Here is a 22,081-nt window from a genome sequence, read left to right as displayed (position 1 = left end):
GCTCGGGAGGAAACCTCATGAAGCGCAAGCTCGTCATCGCCACCACCGTCACGGCCCTGCTCATCGGCGGCGGCACCGCGACCGCGTTCGCCACCTCGGACGACGACAAGAAGCCGGCGCCGAGCACGGTCACCCTCGACGAGGCGGCGACGGCAGCCACCGAGTCCACCCCGGGCACGGTCACCGGAGTCGAACTCGACGACGACGAGCCCACGTGGGAGGTCGACGTCTTCGGCAAGGACACCAAGTGGCACGACGTGGACGTGGACGCCAAGACCGCGAAGGTCCTGAACACCCACACCGACGACGAGGACGACCGCGCCCCCAAGCCCACCAAGGTCACCATGAACGAGGCAGCAGCGGCAGCCCTCAAGGCGCAGCCGGGCAAGCTGACGTCCATCGACCTGGACGACGAGGGCTCCCACACCTGGGAGGCAGAAATCCGGGGCAAGGACGGCAAGCACCACGAGCTGAACGTCGACGCGACCACAGCGAAGGTGACCCCGGACCAGGACGACCAGGACGACGCGGACGACGCGGACGACGCGGACGACGACAACGACTCCGACTGACGCCGGCCCGCACGCCGCCCACCGGCGTGAGGGGGCGGGACGCGCAGGGGGCGGCGTTCGGGACGTAAAGCGTGATTTGTGCCGCAGGGCGCGGGCGTCGTACAAAGAACACCGCTCCGCGGCTGAATCATGCAGTCCCGAACGCCGCCCCCGGAGCGGCCCGCCCCCGCCCCACTCACCCGCTCAGCCCTCAGTGATCCCCGCCACCAGCTCATCCGCCGCCGCATAAGGATCAAGCTCCCCCGCAACGATCCGCTCCGCCAGCGCGCCCAGCCGCCGATCACCCCGCAGGTCACCGATCCGCTCCCGCAGCGCGGTGACCGCGATCGTCTCCACCTCGTGCGCCGCCCGCTTGGCCCGCCGCTCCCCCAGCACCCCGCGCTCCTCCATCCACGCCCGGTGCTTCTCCAGCGCCTCGACGACCTCGTCGATGCCCTCGCCCCGAGCCGCCACCGTCTTCACGATCGGCGGCCGCCAGTCCCCGGGCCCCCGGGACTCCCCCAGCCCCAGCATGTGATTGAGCTCCCGCGCAGTCGCATCGGCCCCGTCCCGGTCGGCCTTGTTCACCACGTACACGTCACCGATCTCCAGGATCCCCGCCTTCGCGGCCTGAATCCCGTCCCCCATCCCCGGCGCCAGCAGCACCACAGAGGTGTCCGCCTGCGAGGCGATCTCCACCTCCGACTGCCCGACCCCCACGGTCTCCACCAGCACCACATCGCACCCGGCCGCGTCCAGCACCCGAATGGCCTGCGGCGCCGCCCATGCCAGCCCGCCCAGGTGCCCACGCGTAGCCATGGACCGGATGTAAACCCCGGGGTCCGAGGCGTGCTCACTCATCCGCACCCGGTCACCGAGCAGCGCACCGCCACTGAACGGCGACGACGGGTCCACCGCCAGCACCCCGACCCGCTTCCCGGCCCGCCGGTACGCCGAGACCAACGCCGAAGTAGATGTCGACTTGCCGACTCCCGGCGACCCCGTAAGCCCCACCACGTACGCGTTACCGGCGAGCGGAGCCAGCGCCGCCATCACCTCACGCAGCTGCGGGGACGCCCCCTCGACCAGCGAGATCAGCCGGGCCACCGCACGCGGCCGGCCCTCTCGCGCCTGAGCCACCAGCTCGGGGACGTCCTGCATCACAACTCCGCTCCTCGATCAAGCACTACGGAAGGGTTAGGGGCGGGTTACTTGCCCGCGACCCTGATGATCAGCGCATCACCCTGACCACCGCCACCACACAGTGCGGCAGCCCCGACGCCCCCGCCCCGCCGCTTCAGCTCAAGCGCCAGGTGAAGAACAACGCGCGCACCGGACATCCCGATCGGATGTCCCAGGGCAATCGCACCACCGTTGACGTTCACCTTTTCCGGGGACACCCCGAGGTCCTTCATTGACTGGACCGCAACCGCCGCAAAAGCCTCATTGATCTCAATGAGGTCGAGGTCCTCAACCCCGAGACCTTCCTTGCCCAGCGCATGCGCGATCGCATTGGACGGCTGCGACTGAAGCGAGTTGTCCGGCCCGGCCACGTTCCCGTGGGCCCCGATCTCGGCGATCCACTCGAGCCCGAGCTCCTCGGCCTTGGCCTTGCTCATCACCACCACGGCCGCCGCACCGTCCGAGATCTGCGAGGCGGTCCCAGCGGTAATCGTCCCGTCCTTCGCGAAAGCAGGCCGCAGCTTGCCCAGCGACTCCGCGGTCGTCTCCGCCCGGATCCCCTCGTCCTTGGAGAAGAGAACCGGGTCGCCCTTGCGCTGCGGGATCTCGACGGGCGTGATCTCCGCCTCGAAGAGCCCGTTCTTCTGCGCGGCGGCGGCCCGCTGGTGCGACTGCGCCGCGAACTCGTCCTGCGGCCCGCGGGCGATCCCGAGGCGGGTGTTGTGCTTCTCGGTCGACTCCCCCATCGCGATGCCCTCGAAGGAGTCGGTCAGACCGTCGTGGGCCATCGAGTCGAGCATCTCGATCGCGCCGTACTTGAACCCCTCACGCGACTTCGGCAGCACATGAGGAGCGTTGGTCATGGACTCCTGCCCGCCGGCGACCACCACGTCGAACTCACCGGCGCGGATCAGCTGATCGGCCAGCGCGATCGCGTCGAGTCCCGACAGACAGACCTTGTTGATGGTCAGAGCAGGCACGGCCATGGGAATCCCGGCCTTCACGGCCGCCTGACGGGCAGGAATCTGCCCCGCCCCGGCCTGGAGCACCTGCCCCATGATCACGTACTGGACCTGGTCACCGCCGATGCCGGCCCGCTCCAGGGCCGCCTTGATGGCGAACCCACCAAGATCGGCTCCGGAGAAGGACTTCAGCGAGCCGAGCAGCCGGCCCATGGGCGTACGGGCGCCAGCGACGATGACGGACGTTGTGCGGTTCGTTCCAGGCATGAGGCACGGCCCCTTGGGATGAGGAGTGAACGAGGGTTTACCTCAATGTACTGAGCGGTACGGGCCCGGTCACCGGGCAGCGAGTGTGATCGCGCGCACGTTGCGTAACCACCACCAATAGCGCTGCACTGGTCTCATGCTGACGCGAATCGACCACATCGGAATCGCCTGTTTCGACCTCGACAAGACCATCGAGTTCTACCGCTCGACCTATGGCTTCCAGGTGTACCACTCGGAGGTCAATGAGGAGCAGGGCGTACGTGAGGCCATGCTCAAGATCAACGAAACGTCCGACGGCGGCGCCACCTACCTCCAGCTCCTGGAGCCCACCCGCGAGGACTCCGCGGTGGGAAAGTGGCTGGCCAAGAACGGTGAGGGGGTCCACCACATCGCCTTCGGCACCCCGGACGTGGACGCCGACGCAGCGGCCATCCGCGACAAGGGCGTACGGGTCCTCTACGACGAGCCCCGCATCGGTTCCATGGGCTCCCGCATCACCTTCCTGCACCCCAAGGACTGCCACGGCGTACTAACAGAACTGGTCACTTCGGCGTCCGCCCCCACCCCCGAGCACTGACCGGAGCACTGTCCCCCTGATCCCACGCCGGTAGAGTGGGCGGTTCCGGTCCGGGGCCGGACCGGGGCCTGTGACCCATGCCTCGCTGTTGATCTGAGACCATTCCCCCGGGGGCCGCCCGATGTCGGGGCGGTGCTTGTTCTGAGAGTTCGGAAGAGTTGCGACCAGGGGACGGATGGGACCGCGCAGTGCGGGGCTACGAACGCCACGAGCCTGACGACCATCTCTCGCGGTTCGAAGCCGAGATGGACCGGCTGAAGACCGAGCGGGAGAAGGCCGTTCAGCACGCCGAGGACCTCGGCTACCAGGTCGAGGTGTTGCGCGCCAAGCTCCACGAGGCGCGCCGCAACCTCGCGTCCCGTCCTGCCTACGACGCGGCGGACATCGGTTACCAGGCCGAGCAGTTGCTCCGTAACGCCCAGATCCAGGCGGAGCAGCTGCGCACCGACGCCGAGCGCGAACTGCGTGACGCCCGGGCGCAGACCCAGCGGATCCTCCAGGAGCACGCGGAGCATCAGGCAAGGCTCCAGGCCGAGTTGCACACGGAGGCGGTCACCCGCCGCCAGCGGCTCGACCAGGAGCTCTCCGAGCGCCGCCAGACCGTCGAGGCGCACGTCAACGAGAATGTGGCGTGGGCCGAGCAGCTGCGCGCCCGTACCGAGTCGCAGGCCCGCAGGCTCCTGGAGGAGTCCCGCGCCGAGGCCGAGCAGTCGTTGGCCGCCGCCCGCGCCGAGGCCGAGCGCGTCGCCCAGGAGGCCCGCCAGCGCCTCGGTTCCGAGGCCGAGAACGCCCGCGCCGAGGCCGAGACGATCCTGCTGCGCGCCCGCAAGGACGCCGAGCGCCTGCTGAACGCCGCCTCCAACCAGGCGCACGAGGCGACGACCCACGCCGAGCAGCTTCGTACGTCGACGAGCGCCGAGTCCGACCAGGCACGCAAGCAGGCCGCCGAGCTGAGCCGCACCGCCGAGCAGCGGATGCAGGAGGCCGAGACGGCGCTGCGCGAGGCCCGCGCCGAGGCCGAGAAGGTCCTCACCGAGGCCAAGGACGCGGCGGCCAAGCAGCTGACGACGGCCGAGTCCGTCAACGAGCAGCGCACCCGTACGGCCAAGTCCGAGATCGCGCGGCTGGTCGGCGAGGCCACGAAGGACGCCGAGGCGCTGAAGGCGGAGGCCGAGCAGGCCCGCGCCGATGCCGTCGCCGAGGCCGAGCGGCTGGTGGCCGAGGCCGCCGAGAAGGCCCGTACGGTCGCCGCCGAGGATTCGGCTGCCGCGCTGGCCAAGGCCGCCCGTACCGCCGAAGAGGTCCTCACCAAGGCGTCCGACAACGCCAAGGAGACCACCCGCAAGGCGTCCGAGGAGGCCGAGCGGATCCGCCGCGAGGCCGAGGCGGAGATCGAACGGCTGCGCAGCGAGGCGGCGGCCCAGGCCGACCAGCTCAAGGGCGCGGCGAAGGACGACACCAAGGAGTACCGGGCCAAGACGGTCGAGCTGCAGGAGGAGGCGCGCAGGCTGCGCGGCGAGGCCGAGCAGCTGCGGGCCGAGGCGGTCGCCGAGGGCGAGCGCATCCGCGGCGAGGCCCGTCGCGAGGCCGTCCAGCAGATCGAGGAGGCGGCCAGGACCGCCGAGGAGCTGCTGACCAAGGCGCGGGGCGACGCGGACGAGCTGCGTACGTCCGCATCCGCCGAGAGCGAGCGCGTCCGCGGCGAGGCAATCGAGCGCGCCACGACACTGCGCAAGCAGGCCGAGGAGACCCTGGAGCGCACCCGCACCGAGGCCGACCAGCTGCGCGCCGAGGCCGAGGAGCAGGCGGCGAGCACCACCGCCGACGCCGAGGAGGCCGCCCGCGCGCTGCGCGAGGAGGCCGAGCGCGGCATCACGGCCCGCCAGGCCGAGGCCGCCACGGAACTGACCCGGCTGCACACCGAGGCCGAGCAGCGTGTCACCGCCGCCGAGAAGGCCCTGGGCGACGCGCGCACCGAAGCGGAGCGGCTGCGCCGGGAGGCCGGCGAGGAGATCGAGCGGCTGCGGACCGAAGCGGCCGAGCGGGTACGCACGCTCCAGGCCCAGGCGGAGACCGAGGCGGAACGGCTGCGGACCGAGGCGGCTTCCGATGCCTCGCAGTCGCGCGCCGAGGGCGAGGCCGTCGCCGTACGGCTGCGCAGTGAGGCGTCGAACGAGGCCGAGCGGCTCAAGGCGGAGGCGCAGGAGAGCGCGGACCGGATGCGCGCCGAGGCGGCTGCCGCCGCCGAGCGCGTCGGGACCGAGGCCGCCGAGGCGCTCGCCGCCGCCCAGGAGGAGGCCGCGAGGCGCCGCCGGGAGGCCGAGGAGACGCTGGCCGCCGCCCGCGAGGAGGCCGAGCGGGAGCGTACGCAGGCCCGTGAGCAGAGCGAGGAGCTGCTCGCTTCGGCCCGCAAGCGGGTCGAGGACGCGCAGACCGAGGCGCAGCGCCTGGTCCAGGAGGCGGACTACCGGGCGACCGAGCTGGTCGCGGCCGCCGAGCAGACCGCCCAGCAGGTACGGGACGCGGTGGCCGGGCTGCACGAGCAGGCCGAGCAGGAGATCGCCGGACTGCGATCCGCCGCCGAGCATGTGGCGGAGCGTACGAAGACCGAGGCGCAGGAGGAGGCGGACCGGCTCCGCGCCGACGCGTACGAGGAGCGGGAGCGGGCCACCGAGGACGCGAACCGGCTGCGCCGCCGGGCACAGGAGGAGACGGACGCCGCGAAGGCGCTCGCGGAGCGCACGGTCGGGGACGCGATCACGGAGGCGGAGCGGCTGCGTTCCGATTCCTCGGAGTACGCACAGAGGCTTCGTACGGAGGCTTCCGACGCGCTGGCTTCGGCCGAGCAGGACGCGGCCCGTTCGCGTGCCGAGGCACGCGAGGACGCGAACCGCATCCGTAACGAGGCGGCGTCGCAGGCGGACCGGCTCATCGGCGAGGCGACGGGCGAGGCCGAGCGCATGGCGGCCGAGGCCGTGCAGTCGCTGACGGCGGCCGGGCAGGACGCGGCCCGTATGCGGGCCGAGGCCGAGCAGGTCAAGGCGGACGGCGAGGCCGGGGCCGAGCGGCTGCGCGCCGAGGCGCGCGAAGAGGGCGAGCGGGTTCTCGACGAGGCTCGCAAGGCGGCGGACAAGCGGCGCGGCGACGCGGCGTCCCAGGCCGACAAGCTCGTCTCCGAGGCGAGCGGCGAGGCGGACAAGCTCGTCGCCGACGCGACCAGCGAGGCCGAGCGGCTGCGCGCGGAGGGCGAGCGGGTGCACGCCGAGGCGCGCGCCGAGGGCGAGCGGATCCTGGACGAGGCGCGCAAGGCCGCCGACAAGCGGCGCGGCGACGCGGCGACGCAGGCCGACCAGCTCATCGCCGAGGCGAGCGGCGAGGCCGAGCGGCTGCGCGCGGAGGCCGCCGAGATGGTGGGCTCCGCCCAGCAGGCGTCGGAGCGCATCAGGGCCGAGGCCCAGAAGGTCAAGGAAGACGCCGAGGCGGCCGCCGAGCGGATGCGGAGCGAGGCGCGCGCCGAGGCGGACCGGCTGCTCGACGAGGCGCGTCAGGCGGCGTCCAAGCGCCGCTCGGACGCGGCCGAGCAGGCCGACCAGCTGATGGCGAAGGCCCAGGAGGAGGCGCTGCTCGCCGCGACGCGGGCGGAGGAGCAGGCCGACACGATGGTCGGCGCCGCCCGCAAGGAGGCCGAGCGGCTGGTCGCGGAGTCGACGGTCGAGGGCAACTCGCTGGTGGAGAAGGCCCGTACGGACGCCGACGAGCTGCTGGTCGGGGCCCGCAGGGACGCGACCGCCATAAGGGAGCGCGCGGAGGAGCTGCGTACCCGCGTCGAGGGCGAGATCGAGGAGCTGCACGAGCGGGCCCGCCGGGAGACGTCCGAGCAGATGCGGACGGCGGGCGAGCGTGTCGACAAGCTGGTCAAGGCCGCGACGGAGCAGCAGGCGGAGGCCGACGCGAAGTCGAAGGCGATGATCTCCGAGGCGAGTTCGGAGGCGGGCAAGGTCCGTATCGCCGCGGTGAAGAAGGCCGAGGCGCTGCTCAAGGAGGCCGGGCAGAAGAAGGCCGAGCTGGTGCGGGAGGCCGAGCGGGTGCACGCCGAGGCCGAGGCCGAGGCCGCGCGCATGGTCGAGGAGGGGCAGCGGGAACTTGACGTGCTCGTACGTCGCCGGGAGGACATTCAGGCCGAAATCTCCCGTGTCCAGGACGTACTTGAGGCGTTGGAGTCCTTTGAGGCACCTACCGGGGGCGGCAAGGCGGCATCGAACAGCGGCTCCGGGGCAGGCGGCGTCAAAGCGGGTGCGGCGGCGGGCGCAACTCGTTCGGGTGGCAAGCCATCCGACGGTTAGCCACTCAAAAGGGGTGTCATTCTCCAGATCAAACGGGCATTGACTCGATGACACGCCGCTTCGGCCCCTAGGATTCCCCCTAACACCTCACCGGTCACATTCGACAGGAACCCAGGAACCCCATGAGCGACACTTCCTCCCCCTTCGGCTTCGAGCTCGTGCGGCGTGGTTACGACCGCGGTCAGGTGGACGACCGCATTACCAAACTCGTCGCCGACCGTGACAGTGCTCTGGCCCGAATCACTGCTCTGGAAAAGCGCATCGAGGAACTCCACCTCGAGACGCAGAACGCCCAGGCCCAGGTGAGCGACGCGGAGCCGTCGTACGCCGGACTCGGTGCGCGCGTCGAGAAGATCCTCCGCCTCGCCGAGGAGGAGGCGAAGGACCTGCGTGAGGAGGCCCGTCGCGCCGCCGAGCAGCACCGCGAGCTCGCCGAGTCGGCCGCGCAGCAGGTGCGCAACGACGCCGAATCGTTTGCCTCCGAGCGCAAGGCGAAGGCCGAGGACGAGGGCGTTCGTATCGTCGAGAAGGCCAAGGGTGACGCCTCCACGCTGCGCAGCGAGGCCCAGAAGGACGCGCAGCAGAAGCGCGAGGAGGCGGACGCCCTCTTCGAGGAGACCCGCGCCAAGGCCGCCCAGGCCGCCGCGGACTTCGAGACGAACCTGGCCAAGCGCCGCGAGCAGTCCGAGCGCGACCTGGCTTCGCGTCAGGCCAAGGCCGAGAAGCGTCTGGCCGAGATCGAGCACCGCGCGGAGCAGCTGCGCCTCGAGGCCGAGAAGCTGCGTACGGACGCGGAGCGCCGTGCCCGTCAGACGGTGGAGACCGCGCAGCGCCAGGCCGAGGACATCGTCGCCGACGCCAACGCCAAGGCCGACCGGATCCGCAGCGAATCGGAGCGCGAGCTGGCGGCGCTCACCAACCGCCGCGACTCGATCAACGCGCAGCTGACCAACGTCCGCGAGATGCTGGCCACGCTGACCGGTGCGGCTGTCGCCGCGGCCGGTGCTCCGGCCGACGACGAGCCGATCACCCGCGGCGTCCCGGCCCAGCAGACCCGCTAGGCCCGAAGCGGAACCCATCAGGCCGTAAGTGCCGCGAAAGCCCCCCGTCATTCCAGTGGCGGGGGGCTTTGCGCGCCCTTAGCGTGGCGGGATGCTGTGCTATCCCGGGGGGCAACCCCCGTGCCCCCGGCCGGACAAACAGGCCGGCCACCTGACCGAGGCGCCTTCGCGAGGTGAACTTCAGTGATCGAACTGACGGGGCTGACGAAGCGTTACGGCGAGAAGGTGGCCGTCGACCATCTGACCTTCACCGTACGGCCGGGCATCGTGACCGGCTTCCTGGGCCCGAACGGGGCCGGCAAGTCCACGACCATGCGGATGCTGCTCGGCCTGGACAACCCGACGGCCGGCGACGTCCGCATCGACGGGAAGCACTACGCCGAACTCAAGGATCCGCTGAAGTACATCGGCGCGCTCCTCGACGCGAAGGCGATGCACGGCGGCCGCAGCGCGTACAACCACCTCCTCTGCCTCGCCCAGAGCAACGGCATCCCGCGCGGCCGGGTCTCCGAGGTCCTGGAGACGGTCGGCCTCACCTCGGTCGCCAAGAAGCGCGCCAAGGGCTTCTCGCTCGGCATGGGACAGCGCCTGGGCATCGCGGGCGCGCTGCTGGGCGACCCCGAGATCCTGATGTTCGACGAACCGGTGAACGGCCTCGACCCCGAGGGCATCCACTGGATCCGCAATCTGATGAAGACGCTGGCGGGTCAGGGGCGTACGGTCTTCGTCTCCTCCCACCTGATGAGCGAAATGGCGCTCACCGCCGACCACTTGGTCGTCATCGGCCAGGGCAGGCTGCTCGCGGACACGTCGATGGCCGACTTCATCCGGGAGAACTCGCGCAGTTACGTACGCCTGCGCTCCCCGGAGCAGGAGCGGCTGCGCGATGTCATGCACGGGGCCGGGATCACGGCGGTCAGCGCGGTCAACGGGTCGCTGGAAGTGGACGGCGTGCCCTCGGAGCAGCTCGGTGATCTCGCCGCCAGGCATCAGCTCGTACTCCATGAGCTGAGCCCCCAGCAGGCCTCGCTGGAGGAGGCCTTCATGCAGCTGACCGCCGAGTCCGTCGAGTACCACGCGCATTCCGGCGGCGAGGTGCCCGGTCCGCCGGGGGCCGGCTGGGGCGTCGGCGTACAGCAGCAAAAGAAGAAGAAGGGGGTCTGAGCCAATGGCGGCCACGCAGGTACTCAAGTCGGAATGGACCAAGATCAAATCGGTTCAGTCCACAGTATGGACACTGGGCCTTGCCGCGATCGTCACAATCGGCCTCGGCGTACTCATCAGTATTCTTTCGAAGAACGAATTCAAGAAGATGAGCGCCGAGGACAAGCTCACCTTCGACCCGACGTTCGTGAGTTTCGCGGGGACGAGTCTTGGGCAGCTTGCCATGATCGTTTTCGGTGTGCTGGTCGTGTCGAACGAATACACCACCGGAATGATCCGCATGTCGCTGGCGGCGGTCCCGCAGCGCGGCACCTTCCTCTTCAGCAAGATCACCGTCGCCGCCGCGCTCGCGCTCGCGGTCGGAATGGCCACGAGTTTCCTCTCCTTCTTCCTCGGCCAGGCGATGCTCGGCGACCTGAAGGCGAACATCGGCGACCCGGGCGTGCTGCGCGCGGTGATCGGCGGCGGCCTCTACATGACGCTGATCGCGCTCTTCTCGATGGGCGTGGCCTCCATGCTGCGCAGCCAGGTGCTCGCGCTCGGCGTCCTGATGCCGTTCTTCTTCCTGCTCGCGCCGATCCTGGGCAACGTCTCCGCCACCAAGAAGGTCGGCCAGTACCTCCCCGACCAGGCCGGCAGCAAGATCATGCAGGTGGTCGCGCCGATCGGCGACGACACTCCGTACGGCCCGTGGGGCGGGCTGCTGATCATGATCCTTTGGGTCGCCGCGGCCCTGATGGGCGGATATGTCCTGCTGAGGAAGCGCGACGCGTAGGCGACAGGCAGAAGACGCGCAGACACATCGCCCTCGTACCGGCTTAGCAGGAACCGTCAGCCGCTGGTTATCCTCCTAACCCTTACGGGGGCGCGTTCGGCCAAGAGGTCACAGCCCCGACGACCCGACCTGTCGATGGGGCTGCACACACATGATCGAGGCAGTCGGCCTGACGAAGCGCTACGGCGCCAAGACAGCCGTGTACAACCTTTCCTTCCAGGTGCGCCCGGGCACGGTGACGGGCTTCCTCGGCCCCAACGGCTCCGGCAAGTCCACGACGATGCGCATGATTCTCGGGCTCGACGAGCCCACGGCCGGTCACGTCACCATCGGCGGTCACCCCTTCCGCAACCTGCCCAACGCCCCCCGCCAGGTGGGCGCCCTGCTCGACGCCAAGGCCGTGCACGGCGGACGCAGCGCGCGCAACCACCTCCTGTCGCTCGCGCAGCTCTCCGGCATCCCCGCCCAGCGGGTCGACGAGGTGCTCGGGGTCGTCGGCCTCCAGGACGTCGCCAGGCGGCGCTCCAGCGGCTTCTCGCTCGGCATGGGGCAGCGCCTGGGCATCGCGGCGGCGCTCCTCGGCGACCCGCAGGTGCTGCTCTTCGACGAGCCGGTCAACGGCCTCGACCCCGAGGGCATCCTCTGGGTCCGCAACCTCATGAAGTCGCTGGCCGCCGAGGGCCGTACGGTCTTCGTCTCCAGCCACCTCATGAGCGAGATGGCGGTGACCGCGGACCACTTGATCGTGATCGGGCGCGGGCAGCTGCTCTCCGACATGAGCGTCAAGGACTTCATCTCCGCGAACTCCGCCGACTTCGCCCGGGTGCGTACGCCGCAGACCGAGCCGCAGCAGCGCGAGAAGCTGTCGTCGGTACTGACCGAGGCCGGCGGCCACGTCATGACCGAGCAGGACGGCGCAATGCGCGTCACCGGGCTGCCGCTGCCGCGGATCAGCGACCTCGCGCACGACGCCGACGTACGGCTGTGGGAGCTTTCGCCGCACCAGGCCTCGCTGGAAGAGGCGTACATGCGGATGACGCAGGGCGCGGTCGACTACCGTTCGACGGCCGACCAGCTGGCCGGCTTCGAGCAGCCGCAGCAGCTCCAGCAGCCCGGCGGTTACGCCCAGCCCGCAGGACAGCAGCAGGGCTGGTACGCCCCGCCGCCGCCCCAGCCGGGCGGACAGCCGCCCTTCGCCGGCGCCCCGATGCCGGGCGGCCCGGCGCCCGCCCCCGGCTACCCCGCCCCCGGCCAGGCCCCCGCGCCGGTCCAGAACCCGTACGCGGCGCCTGCGGCCCCGGCGGCGCCTCCCGCGCCCGCTGCCCCCGCACCCGACCTGACCAAGAGCGACAGCGACGACAGCCCCGAGGACGCCCGATGACGACCCCGTACCAGCAGCAGGCCCCTCAGCAGGCCCCGCAGCCTTACCAGCCGCAGGGCGTCGCGTCGTACGTCTCGCCGATCCCGGTGCGCAAGGCGACGCTCGGGGACGCTCTCGCCTCCGAGTGGACGAAGATCCGGTCGGTGCGCTCCACGGTGTGGACGCTCGGCGTGATGGTCGTGCTCGTCCTCGGCATCGGCCTGCTCGCGGCCGTGGCCGTCGGCTCGTCCGGCGCCGACCTCGGCGAGACCCCGGTACTGAGCCTCGGATTCTTCGGTGTGCTGCTCGGTGCCATCCCGGTGATCACGCTCGGCGTGATGACGGTCGCGTCGGAGTACGGCACGGGAATGATCCGTACGACCCTCACGGCGTGCCCCAGCCGCTCCCGCGTGCTGACGGCCAAGGCGATCGTCTTCTTCGTACTGGCCTTCGCCATCACACTGGTTACCACCGCCATCGTCGGCGCGCTGCAGACCGTGATGCTCGACGGCGTCACGCCCACCGGCGAGGACTGGCTGCGCGCGACGCTCGGCGTCAGCCTGTACATCGCGACGCTCGGCCTGCTGTCGCTGGCCGTCGGCTCGCTCATCCGGCACTCGGCGGGCGCGATCACCATCATGATCGGCTTGGTGCTGCTGCCGCTGGTGCTGGCGATGTTCATGTTCTCCGAGACACTGGCCGACCTTCAGACGGCGCTCTTCGAGTACTCGATCCCCAACCAGCTCGGCGTCTTCTACGACGCCTCGGTCACCCAGTCGGGGCCGTCCGGATGGGAGCCGCTGTGGATCCTGCTGGGCGTGACGGCCGCGGCGCTCGGCGGTGCCTTCCTGGCCCTGGAGAAGCGCGACGTCTGACCGGGGCCGGCGCGCCGCCGGTCAGTAGCGCGGGGCATTGCGGGACCGCTGCACCTTCGTGGTGCGGCGGTCCCGCGCGTTCCAGCAGGCCTTGTGCCAGTGTCTGCGGTCGTCGACGCCGCCGTACTCCGGCCACGCCACCAGGTGCGGGACCCCGGACGGGATCTCCTGGTCGCAGCCCGGGCAGCGGTAGCGCTTGCCGGCCGCGCTCGCGCCGGCGACATGACGCAGCGACCACTCCTCGCCCTGCCACGACTCGGTGCTCTGGAGCCCGAACCGGTCTCCTTCCACGCCACTTCGGGACTCGGCCGGACTCTCGCCGCCCTTGGGGCGGTTGCGACGCGGGGACACCTGAAACCTCACGGGTCGGACGGCACTGGTTTCCCCCAGCCTAGGGCCATCCGGCAGGGGTACCCGTACGGCATCGCGCGACGGCCGGTGCTCGCCGGGCACCGGCTTACCGGAAAATCGCAACAACTTCGCGCGCGGCCGTGCCTTTGGCACGTGTCAGACGTTGTTGCCAGTAAGGGGGAAGCCGCGTCGACCGCAAGGAGGCAGTAGGCGATGCGTGTCGGAACGTTTGTACTGGCGGCCCAGTTTCCGGGCCAGGGCCAGGGGGAGGCGCTGCACCGGGCAGTGCGGTCGGCCGAGGTCGCCGAGGAAGCCGGGCTGGACTCGGTCTGGCTCGCGGAACACCACTTCGTACCGTACGGCGTGTGCCCGTCCGCCGTGACGCTCGCCGCGCTGCTGCTCGGGCGCACCCGGCGCATCCGGGTGGGTACGGCGGTCAGCGTCCTGCCCACCGTGCACCCGGTCGCCCTGGGCGAGCAGGCCGCCCTGCTGCACCTCACCTCCGGCGGGCGCTTCACGCTCGGCGTCGGGCGGGGCGGGCCGTGGGTGGACCTGGAGGTGTTCGGGCAGGGTCTTTCGGCGTACGAGCACGGCTTCCCCGAGTCGCTGGATCTGCTGCTGCGCTGGCTGCGCGAACCGCGCGTCGAGGCGCGGGGCGAGCGGTTCGACTTCCGCGAAGTCGCCGTCGTACCGAGGCCGGACGAGCTGCTGCGCGAGGGGCCCGACGTACCGGGCGGCCCCGAGGTCGTGGTCGCCTGCACATCCCCGAAGAGCGTACGGATGGCCGCCGAGCGCGGGCTGCCGATGCTGCTCGGCATGCACTGCGGCGACGAGGACAAAGCGGAGATGGTCGCGCTGTGGCGCAGGCTCGCACTCGCCGCCGGACATGAGCCTGAAACGGTCGCGCGGGCAGGCCATGTTTCAGCCGGGGTGGCTCAGATCGCGAGCAGCGCGGCCGAAGCCACGGAGACGCTGACGAAGGCGATGCCGGGCTGGCTCAAGCAGGGACTCGACGCCCACGTCACGGTCGACGGGCGGCACCGCGCGATGCGGGACCCGGTCGCGTACACGGAAATGCTGTGCGAACTGCATCCCGTGGGCCCGCCGCGACTGGCCGCCGACCGGCTCGCGGCGACCGCCGAGCGGACCGGGATCACGCGCTTCGCGCTGCTCGTCGAGGGGTCGGGCGACCTTGCGGCCACCGAGGAGAACGTACGGCTGCTGGGGTCCGAAGTGCTGCCCCTGCTGTCCTGAGCACGCCGTCTGCCGGCCGGACGCCGCCGCTCCGCATCAGTGGACCTCCCGCGATGCGGAGCGACAGCATTGCCTCAGCAGTCCCGCAGTTCCGGCGACTGGTTGAGCAGCTGACCCCTGATCGACGTGAAGCGGCCGAGCCGCTCGTCCGACGAGGAGTCCATCGGGAACACCGCTACGCGGTGGCAGTTCTGGAACGCAAGACGTACGCCGAAGTGCCGCTGCAGCGCACCGCGAATCGCGTCACTCGCGAGTGCGCGCAGCAGCTGACCACGTGCCTGCTCGTCCGGCGGAGGCGTCTGGTTGTCGGCGAACTCGCCACCGTCGACCTTCAGCTGTGCCACCAGAGAGCTGATCATCTCCCATGCGTAAGGCAGGGAGGTCCGGACGCAGTCGACGAAGGCGGCTTCGTCGACATCGCCTCGCTCGGCCTGTTCCAACAGTGCCGGTGAGACGTCGAGCGACATGGGTTCTCCTCTCGCGACCCCGGGGCCGGGGTCTTACGGGCAGGGAAGACGGACGACGACGCAGAGTGCACGTACGACGACCTCCTGCATCCAAGTTAAGCGTGCGGTCCGGACCGCACCAGGAGATTGGGAACACAACCAGCCAACAGCGAAGGGGGTCTTACTGGGCGAATCGCGTAGAGCACTCGTCGTCGAGTAGCGTTGCGCCCCATGCGTCTCGTCATTGCCCGCTGCTCCGTGGACTACGCGGGCCGGCTCACCGCCCACTTGCCCTCCGCTCCCCGTCTGATCCTGGTGAAGGCGGACGGCAGCGTGTCGATCCACGCCGACGACCGGGCGTACAAACCGCTCAACTGGATGTCGCCGCCGTGCACCCTCAAGGAGGGCACGGGGGACGATGCCGGCACCTGGACGGTGATCAACAAGGCGGGCGAGAAACTGATCATCACGATGGAGGAAGTCCTCCACGACTCGTCCCACGAACTGGGCGTCGACCCCGGGCTCATCAAGGACGGCGTGGAAGCGCACCTCCAGGAGCTGCTGGCCGACCGCATCGACACGCTCGGCGAGGGCTACTCCCTGATCCGCCGCGAATACCCCACGGCCATCGGCCCGGTGGACATCCTCTGCCGTGACGCGGACGGGGCGACGGTGGCGGTGGAACTGAAACGACGCGGCGACATCGACGGCGTGGAGCAGCTCACCCGCTACCTCGAACTGCTCAACCGGGACCCGCACCTGGCGCCGGTGAAGGGCGTTTTCGCGGCGCAGGAGATCAAGCCGCAGGCGCGCGTACTGGCGACGGACCGCGGGATCGGCTGCGTGGTCCTGGACTACAACGCGATGCGCGGCATCGAGGACGACAAGCTCCGCCTGTTCTGACGTCCGGGCTGCTCCCGGCGAGTTCAGCCCGTCCGGCGTTTGAGGACCGGGGTCTGGGGCGGAGCCCCGGTTGCGGGGGGGGCGGGGTGGGGGAAGAACCCGTCCGCCCCGCCCCCTACGCCGGGCTCGAGGAACCAGGTGCGCTCGACGAAGCCGGGGCGCTGTTGCTCGGGCTGCTGCCGCCCGTGGTGGTGCCGCCGTCCGCCGTGCCGCCTTCGGTGGTCCCGCCTTCCGCCCCGCTCGTCGTCCCGCCAGTGGTGCCGCCGTCCGTGGACCCGCCGTCCGTCGTCCCACCGTCCGTGGTCCCGCCGTCGGTCGTGCCGCCGTCGGAAGTACCGCCGCTCGTGGTGGGACCGCCGGTCGTCGGACCGCCCGTGGTGGGACCGCCGGTCGTCGGGCCACCCGTGGTCGGACCGCCCGTCGTCGGGCCGCCCGTCGTCGGACCACCGGTGGTCGGACCGCCGGTCGTCGGACCGCCCGTCGTCGGGCCACCCGTGGTCGGATCGTCCGACGTCGGCGGTTTGCTGCCCGGCGACGACGAATCGTCGTCCGTCGGCTTGCCGCTCTTCGACGGATCCCCCGGCGCCCCGCTGCCGCTGCCGCCGCTCTCGCCCGGCTGGGGCTGTCCCGACGTACCAGGACCGGCCGGTCGGCCCGGATCGCCCGGGCGCTTCGTCGAGCCCTGCGTCGGCTCGTCCGCCGTAAGGCCGTCCTGACCGTCGTCCTCGTTGGCCGACTGCTCGGACGTGACCCTGTTCTGCGGCTCCTCGCCGTCCGACGTCGCGCCGAGTGTCACCACAGTGCCGAGTACGGCGACGAGCAGCGCGCCCGCGCCCGCCGCGACCATGTTGCGCCGGGCGCCACTGAGCACGGCGAGACGGCCACCGCCACCGCCACCGGCCTCCGTGCGGTGGGTGACCAACGTGACGTCCTCACCCGCCCGTTCGGGCCTGGCAGGCAGCGCCAGGGGCACGACCGCCGCCGGTACGCCACCGGGCGGCGACGCCGACTCCTCGTACCGAGCCGCCGGCACCTCCTCCCCGGCAGGCGTACGGCCACCGAGCACAAGCGCGCCCGCAACCGCACCGGAGCGGTCCGCGACCAGCGCCAGCGCCCTGCGTCCGGCGACCGTGCCGCTCTTGTCGGCCACGGCGCCGCGCATCGCGACGGACGCCTCCAGCTCGGCCCGGGCCCGGTCCAGATTGCCCGTACAGAGCGCGAGTACACCCAACTCGTGGTGGAAGTACGCCTCTTCGGCAACCTCTCCCGCGATGCGCGCGGCCTCGAGCCCGGTCCGCAGCGCCCGCTCCCACGCGCCCCAGCACAGCCCGGCGGCGAACGCGGGCGCCGCCGTACGGGCCAGCAGGACAGCGGCGCTCGCATGCCCCGCCTCCGCGCCCGGCACCAGCGCGCCCATCGCCGCGAGAATCGCGTCGGCCTCCGCCGCCGCCCGCTCGGGCGTCACCGAGGGATGCCCGGCCCACCAGGCGTAGTGCTGGGCGGCGGTGTGCGCCTGCTCCGTGACGTCGTCCGCGAATCCGGCGGCCTCCAGCTGTACGGCCACACCGGCCGCCAGCCGGAAACGCGCCCCCACCGACGAGAGCAGCCCGCAGCTCAGCAGCTCACCGAGCGCGGCGTCCGCATGGGTGTCCCCCACCAGCGCCGGCAGGTGCGCCTGGTTCGGGACCTCGCCGCCGAGCGCGAGGGCGAAGCGCAGCGTGGCGCGGGCGGACTCGCTCAGCCGGGACGCGAGCAGCGCCGCCGGCATCGCGCCCTCGGCGAGTGACGGCAGGGGTACGTCGTGTCCGTCCTCCGCGTCGAAGGGCGCGTCGAACGGCTGCTCGTTGAAGTACCCGTACTCGTCGAAGGCGTTGGGGTCCGCGCGAAGCTGATCGCGCTGCCGCAGCAGAGCACCCGCCTGCGCGAAACGCAGCGGCAGCCCCTCGGACTCGAACCACAGGTCGCCCGCCCAGTTCGCCTCGTCGTCGGTGAGCGGCCGCCCCACGGCGCGCTCCAGGAGCTCCAGGCTGGCACTGCGGTCGAGACCGCCGAGGAACACCTCCTCGATGTGCGACTCGGGCGAGGGAGCGGCGACCCCGGGTGTCGCGGCGAGCAGGAAGGCGCACTCGGGTGTGGCCTCCAGCAGCTCGTCCAGCGCCGCCCCGCCGAACTCCAGGTCGTCGAGTACGACGACGGCCCCGATCTCGTGCACCAGGCCGAGCAGCCCCGCCCGGTCCGGGCGGTGCAGCGGCGCGCTGTAGACGGCGGCGAACAGGTCGTGGAGCAGCTCGTCGGGCGTGCGGTGGGCTCCGCAGAGCCGTACGACTCCGTCCGGCGCGAGGTCCGCGCAGTCGGCGGCCACGGCGTCGAGCAGCGCGGTACGACCGGACCCCGACGGCCCCGTCACCCGCACCGAGCGCCCGCGCGCGAGCAGCCGTACGAGCCTCTCGCGCTCCTCCTGGCGCTCCAGGAGCGGGAGATCGGGGACAGCGGGCCCCGGCGGGACGGGCGGCCTGGCCGCGCGCAGCAGTTCGGCGCGGTCGTCGGCGCTGTGCTTGACCGGTTGCGCCGGGCGCTCGCCGGGCGGGCAGGCTTCGATCTCACTGCCGTCGACAGGGTTGACGGTGAGCAGGAAGTCGCCCGCGACGACCTGCACGGTGCGGGCGGGCGCCGACGAGGCCGGTCCGCCGCCCTTGCCGCTCTGACCGCTTTGGCCGCTCTGGGCGAGGGCCGGTGTCAGCGCGTCTCGTGGCGGTCGGCGCGATCCGTCACCGGTGTCGCTCTCGCCGAATCGGTCGTCGTCGTGGCCGTACTCTTCCGGTCCCCGGTTCATCGGGTCCATGGTCAAAGCCCCCCAGATGCGTTGCGTGCGGATGCCCCTCCCGGCCTTTCACACGCTCGCTGTCGCTTCTGGTCCGGTGCCCGCCGTACTCGGGTTCGTCAATCGGCAGGCGAGCCGAACCCTAGGCCTTCGCACAGTATCCAGGAACAGGAGGGGTGCCACCCCGCCCGGGACGTCACAGTCTCGTGAGGATTGTGCGTCCGCCGTGCGCCCGCCGTACGCCCCCTGTATGGACGCGCCGGCCAGCCCGCTCAGACCCGCGGCAGCGACTCGGCGGCGATGCCGCCCTCGATGGCGAGGATGCGGTGCAGTCTGGTCGCCACCAGCAGGCGCTGCATCTGCGCCGGTACGCCGCGCAGCACGAGCCGGCGGCCCGCCCGCCCGGCCCGCCGGTGGGCGCCCATGATCACGCCCAGTCCGGTGGCGTCCCAGGAATCCAGCTCGGTCAGGTCCAGCACCAGATCGCCGACACCGTCGTCGACGGCCGAGTGCAGGACCGTACGGGCGTCCGCCGCGCTGCGGACGTCGAGGCGGCCCCCGACGACCAGCTCGACGTGGTCGCCCCTGATGTGCATATGCGCTCCCTGAGAGTGCGTCAGTTCTCCGTGTCTTGCTTTTCTTTCCCTGCACCCAACTGACTGCCGTACGGGCAAGGAAGTTGCCGTCCGTAAGCGAACCGATACCGAATTCACCCCTGGGAGTGACCCAGGAGCTGACATGGCATCAGTGCTTGTAGAACCCCTGCCCGCTCTTGCGCCCGATGTCACCGGCATCAACCATCCGGCGCATCAGCTCCGGCGGCGCGAACTTCTCGTCCTGCGACTCCGTGTAGATGTTGCTGGTCGCGTGCAGCAGGATGTCGACGCCGGTCAGGTCCGCGGTGGCGAGCGGGCCCATGGCGTGCCCGAAGCCCAGCTTGCAGGCGATGTCGATGTCCTCGGCCGAGGCGACGCCCGACTCGTACAGCTTCGCGGCCTCGACCACGAGGGCCGAGATGAGGCGGGTGGTGACGAAGCCGGCCACGTCGCGGTTGACGACGATGCAGGTCTTGCCGACGGACTCGGCGAACTCGCGCGTGATGGCGAGCGTTTCGTCGCTGGTCTTGTAGCCCCGTACCAGCTCGCAGAGCTGCATCATCGGTACGGGCGAGAAGAAGTGCGCGCCGACGACCCGCTCCGGACGCTCCGTCACGGCCGCGATCTTGGTGATCGGGATGGCGGAGGTGTTGGACGCGAGGACCGCGTCCGCCCGGACGATCTTGTCGAGCGTACGGAAGATCTCGTGCTTGATCTCGAGCTTCTCGAAGACGGCTTCGACGACGATGTCGGCGTCGGCGACCGCGTCGAGGTCGGTGGTCGTGGTGATGCGGCCGAGCGCCGCCTCCGCGTCCGCGGCGTCCAGCTTGCCCTTGGACACGAACTTGTCGTACGAGGCCTTGATGCCGTCACGGCCGCGGGTCAGCGCGGCGTCGGTGACATCGCGCAGGACGACGTCCCAGCCCGCCTGCGCCGAGACCTGCGCGATACCGGACCCCATGAGTCCGGCTCCGATGACGGCGAGCTTCCTGGCCACTGCGACACCCCTTGAATTCTTCGGCCTTAACGCCTGTTTACTTCAGGCTCTCCGGCGGAGGTTAGCGCCCGTGAGGGGCCGAGTGGCGGCGAAGAGATGCGCGTCACGGTCCAGATGACGGACATCACACCGGTACGACTCATCCATCGCCCGCACTGCCCAGTTGGGCGCGTGACGGTGGGCACACGGGTCTTCCGGAAGGCCGGGCATGGCTAGGCTCGGTTGCATGGTCAATCTGACGCGCATCTATACCCGTACCGGCGACAAGGGCACCACCGCCCTGGGCGACATGAGCCGCACCGCCAAGACCGACCTGCGGATCTCGGCGTACGCCGACGCCAATGAGGCCAATGCCGTCATCGGGACGGCGATCGCCCTCGGGCAGCTCGACGAGGCTGTCGTGAAGGTCCTCGTCCGGGTCCAGAACGACCTCTTCGACGTGGGCGCGGATCTGTCGACGCCGGTGGTCGCGGACCCCAAGTACCCGCCGCTTCGCGTCGAGCAGGCGTACATCGACAAGCTGGAGGCGGACTGCGACCGGTTCCTGGAGGATCTGGAGAAGCTGCGGAGCTTCATCCTGCCGGGGGGTACGGCGGGGGCGGCGCTGCTGCACCAGGCGTGCACGGTGGTGCGGCGGGCGGAGCGGTCGACGTGGGCGGCGTTCGAGGTCCACGGCGAGGCGATGAACCCGCTGACGGCGACGTACCTGAACCGCCTGTCCGACCTGCTGTTCATCCTGGCCCGGGTGGCCAACAAGGAGGTCGGCGACGTGCTGTGGGTGCCGGGCGGCGAGCGGTAGGGGCGCCTGCGGCGGGCCTTTTCTGAGCGCGGGTCGATGAGCCGCGCTCAGCGGCGCATCCCCGCTCAGCGGCACCATCCAGCCCCTCCGGCGTTTGAGGAGCGGGGTCTGGGGGCGGAGCCCCAGCTTCGGGAAGGGGCGGGTCGGGGAAGCCCCGCGCGGCGGCCCGCCCCAGCCGCACCCGCACCCGCCTACCCCACCCGCTCCCCCTCCGGCGCCCGCTTCGGGGACACCGTGTACGCCCCGGCGATGATCACGTTGATGCCGATCACGAAGAGCATCTTCTGCTGCCACATCCGCAGCGAACCGATGTCCCCGTCGCCCCCGACGTACCAGATCGCCGCCTGGAGCAACCCCATCGCGATCCCCGCCGCCAGCATCCACCGCCCCGCGACCTTCCACTCGTGCACCGCCCGGGCAATCCCGTACTTCGGTGCCTGCACCGGCGCCGGCCCGCCCGCGAAGCGGTGGGCGACCCGGGCGTCGGCCCACTTGATGGTGCGATGCCCCAGCGCGACCGTGAAGCCGATGTAGACTGCCGCGAGACCGTGCTTCCAGTCCGGCTCCGCGCCGTTCTTCAGGTCGACCGCCGTGACGACCAGCAGCACGACCTCCAGCAGCGGCTCCATGAGCAGCACGGCCGCCCCGGCGCGCGGCATCTTCGCCAGATAGCGCAGGGCCAGGCCCCCGGCCAGCAGTATCCAGAAGCCGACTTCGCAGATGATGATCAGCGTGACGATCACGGTGTTCACTCTCCTCCCGTTACGCTCCCAACCCTCCCGTCCGCGAAGCCCCGA

At 71.0% G+C, this 22,081-nt stretch carries 19 protein-coding genes; 11 read left to right on the top strand and 8 right to left on the bottom strand.

The features are described 5' to 3' along the window. The first annotated feature begins 17 nt into the window (after positions 1-17). On the top strand, positions 18-572 hold the full coding sequence (locus tag AC1P0E_RS23605; protein ID WP_482744125.1) for a PepSY domain-containing protein: 555 nt from the start codon (positions 18-20) through the stop codon (positions 570-572). A gap of 183 nt (positions 573-755) precedes the next feature. Here AC1P0E_RS23605 and meaB read toward each other — a convergent pair whose 3' ends face one another. Continuing rightward, positions 756-1,712 (bottom strand): methylmalonyl Co-A mutase-associated GTPase MeaB, encoded by a 957-nt coding sequence (gene meaB, locus AC1P0E_RS23600; protein ID WP_482744124.1) that lies wholly within the window; start codon positions 1,710-1,712, stop codon positions 756-758. A gap of 47 nt (positions 1,713-1,759) precedes the next feature. Further along, the gene (locus AC1P0E_RS23595) at positions 1,760-2,962 is read right to left on the bottom strand and encodes an acetyl-CoA C-acetyltransferase (protein WP_482744123.1); all 1,203 of its coding nucleotides are present in this window, start codon (positions 2,960-2,962) and stop codon (positions 1,760-1,762) included. Positions 2,963-3,098: 136 nt separating this feature from the next. On the opposite strand from AC1P0E_RS23595, the gene mce reads away from it, so the two are divergent. The 7 genes from mce (at position 3,099) to AC1P0E_RS23560 (ending at position 13,117) form a co-directional block, all read left to right on the top strand. Beyond that, positions 3,099-3,539 (top strand): methylmalonyl-CoA epimerase, encoded by a 441-nt coding sequence (mce, locus tag AC1P0E_RS23590; RefSeq protein ID WP_482744122.1) that lies wholly within the window; start codon positions 3,099-3,101, stop codon positions 3,537-3,539. 188 nt (positions 3,540-3,727) lie between these two features. Then, positions 3,728-7,882 (top strand): polarized growth protein Scy, encoded by a 4,155-nt coding sequence (gene scy / locus AC1P0E_RS23585; RefSeq protein ID WP_482744121.1) that lies wholly within the window; start codon positions 3,728-3,730, stop codon positions 7,880-7,882. 122 nt (positions 7,883-8,004) lie between these two features. Beyond that, positions 8,005-8,943, top strand: a complete 939-nt coding sequence (locus tag AC1P0E_RS23580) for a coiled-coil domain-containing protein (RefSeq protein WP_215136860.1) — start codon at positions 8,005-8,007, stop codon at positions 8,941-8,943. Positions 8,944-9,126: 183 nt separating this feature from the next. Continuing rightward, positions 9,127-10,107, top strand: coding sequence for an ABC transporter ATP-binding protein (locus AC1P0E_RS23575; protein WP_482744120.1), 981 nt, complete (start codon positions 9,127-9,129; stop codon positions 10,105-10,107). A 4-nt stretch (positions 10,108-10,111) separates the two neighbouring features. Continuing rightward, on the top strand, positions 10,112-10,882 hold the full coding sequence (locus AC1P0E_RS23570; protein ID WP_482744119.1) for an ABC transporter permease: 771 nt from the start codon (positions 10,112-10,114) through the stop codon (positions 10,880-10,882). Positions 10,883-11,033: 151 nt separating this feature from the next. Then, complete coding sequence (locus AC1P0E_RS23565; RefSeq protein WP_482744118.1) at positions 11,034-12,263, top strand: ABC transporter ATP-binding protein; 1,230 nt, start codon at positions 11,034-11,036, stop codon at positions 12,261-12,263. Further along, the gene (locus AC1P0E_RS23560; protein ID WP_482744117.1) at positions 12,260-13,117 is read left to right on the top strand and encodes an ABC transporter permease; all 858 of its coding nucleotides are present in this window, start codon (positions 12,260-12,262) and stop codon (positions 13,115-13,117) included. Before AC1P0E_RS23565 ends, AC1P0E_RS23560 begins: the two co-directional genes overlap by 4 nt. Before the next feature lie 21 nt (positions 13,118-13,138). On the opposite strand, the gene AC1P0E_RS23555 is transcribed toward AC1P0E_RS23560, so the two are convergent. Next, positions 13,139-13,468 carry an ATP/GTP-binding protein gene (locus tag AC1P0E_RS23555; protein ID WP_482745875.1) on the bottom strand — a complete coding sequence of 110 codons (330 nt, stop codon included), beginning with the start codon at positions 13,466-13,468 and terminating at the stop codon, positions 13,139-13,141. Positions 13,469-13,681: 213 nt separating this feature from the next. Here AC1P0E_RS23555 and AC1P0E_RS23550 point away from each other — a divergent pair, with 213 nt between their 5' ends. Beyond that, positions 13,682-14,722, top strand: a complete 1,041-nt coding sequence (locus tag AC1P0E_RS23550; protein WP_482744116.1) for an LLM class flavin-dependent oxidoreductase — start codon at positions 13,682-13,684, stop codon at positions 14,720-14,722. A 74-nt stretch (positions 14,723-14,796) separates the two neighbouring features. Here AC1P0E_RS23550 and AC1P0E_RS23545 read toward each other — a convergent pair whose 3' ends face one another. Beyond that, positions 14,797-15,189, bottom strand: coding sequence for an SCO5389 family protein (locus tag AC1P0E_RS23545; RefSeq protein ID WP_069926897.1), 393 nt, complete (start codon positions 15,187-15,189; stop codon positions 14,797-14,799). A gap of 210 nt (positions 15,190-15,399) precedes the next feature. On the opposite strand from AC1P0E_RS23545, the gene nucS reads away from it, so the two are divergent. Beyond that, complete coding sequence (nucS, locus tag AC1P0E_RS23540) at positions 15,400-16,071, top strand: endonuclease NucS (RefSeq protein WP_482744115.1); 672 nt, start codon at positions 15,400-15,402, stop codon at positions 16,069-16,071. 115 nt (positions 16,072-16,186) lie between these two features. Here nucS and AC1P0E_RS23535 read toward each other — a convergent pair whose 3' ends face one another. From AC1P0E_RS23535 to AC1P0E_RS23525, 3 genes are all read right to left on the bottom strand, one after another. After that, entirely contained in the window at positions 16,187-18,913 is a 2,727-nt protein-coding gene (locus AC1P0E_RS23535) for an ATP-binding protein (RefSeq protein WP_482744114.1), read from the bottom strand. 251 nt (positions 18,914-19,164) lie between these two features. Beyond that, entirely contained in the window at positions 19,165-19,488 is a 324-nt protein-coding gene (locus tag AC1P0E_RS23530; RefSeq protein WP_214899360.1) for an STAS domain-containing protein, read from the bottom strand. A gap of 148 nt (positions 19,489-19,636) precedes the next feature. Continuing rightward, on the bottom strand, positions 19,637-20,485 hold the full coding sequence (locus AC1P0E_RS23525; protein ID WP_482744113.1) for a 3-hydroxyacyl-CoA dehydrogenase family protein: 849 nt from the start codon (positions 20,483-20,485) through the stop codon (positions 19,637-19,639). 226 nt (positions 20,486-20,711) lie between these two features. Here AC1P0E_RS23525 and AC1P0E_RS23520 point away from each other — a divergent pair, with 226 nt between their 5' ends. Beyond that, positions 20,712-21,284: a cob(I)yrinic acid a,c-diamide adenosyltransferase gene (locus tag AC1P0E_RS23520; protein ID WP_482744112.1), complete on the top strand. Its 573-nt coding sequence runs from the start codon at positions 20,712-20,714 to the stop codon at positions 21,282-21,284. Positions 21,285-21,475: 191 nt separating this feature from the next. Here the strand turns inward: AC1P0E_RS23520 and AC1P0E_RS23515 are convergent, their stop codons facing one another. Then, entirely contained in the window at positions 21,476-22,027 is a 552-nt protein-coding gene (locus AC1P0E_RS23515; RefSeq protein WP_482744111.1) for a hypothetical protein, read from the bottom strand. Between the last annotated feature and the right edge of the window lie 54 nt (positions 22,028-22,081).

The sequence above is a fragment of the Streptomyces sp. TRD_SC_5 genome (assembly GCF_056836825.1).
This window is presented reverse-complemented; position numbering and strand designations above follow the sequence as displayed.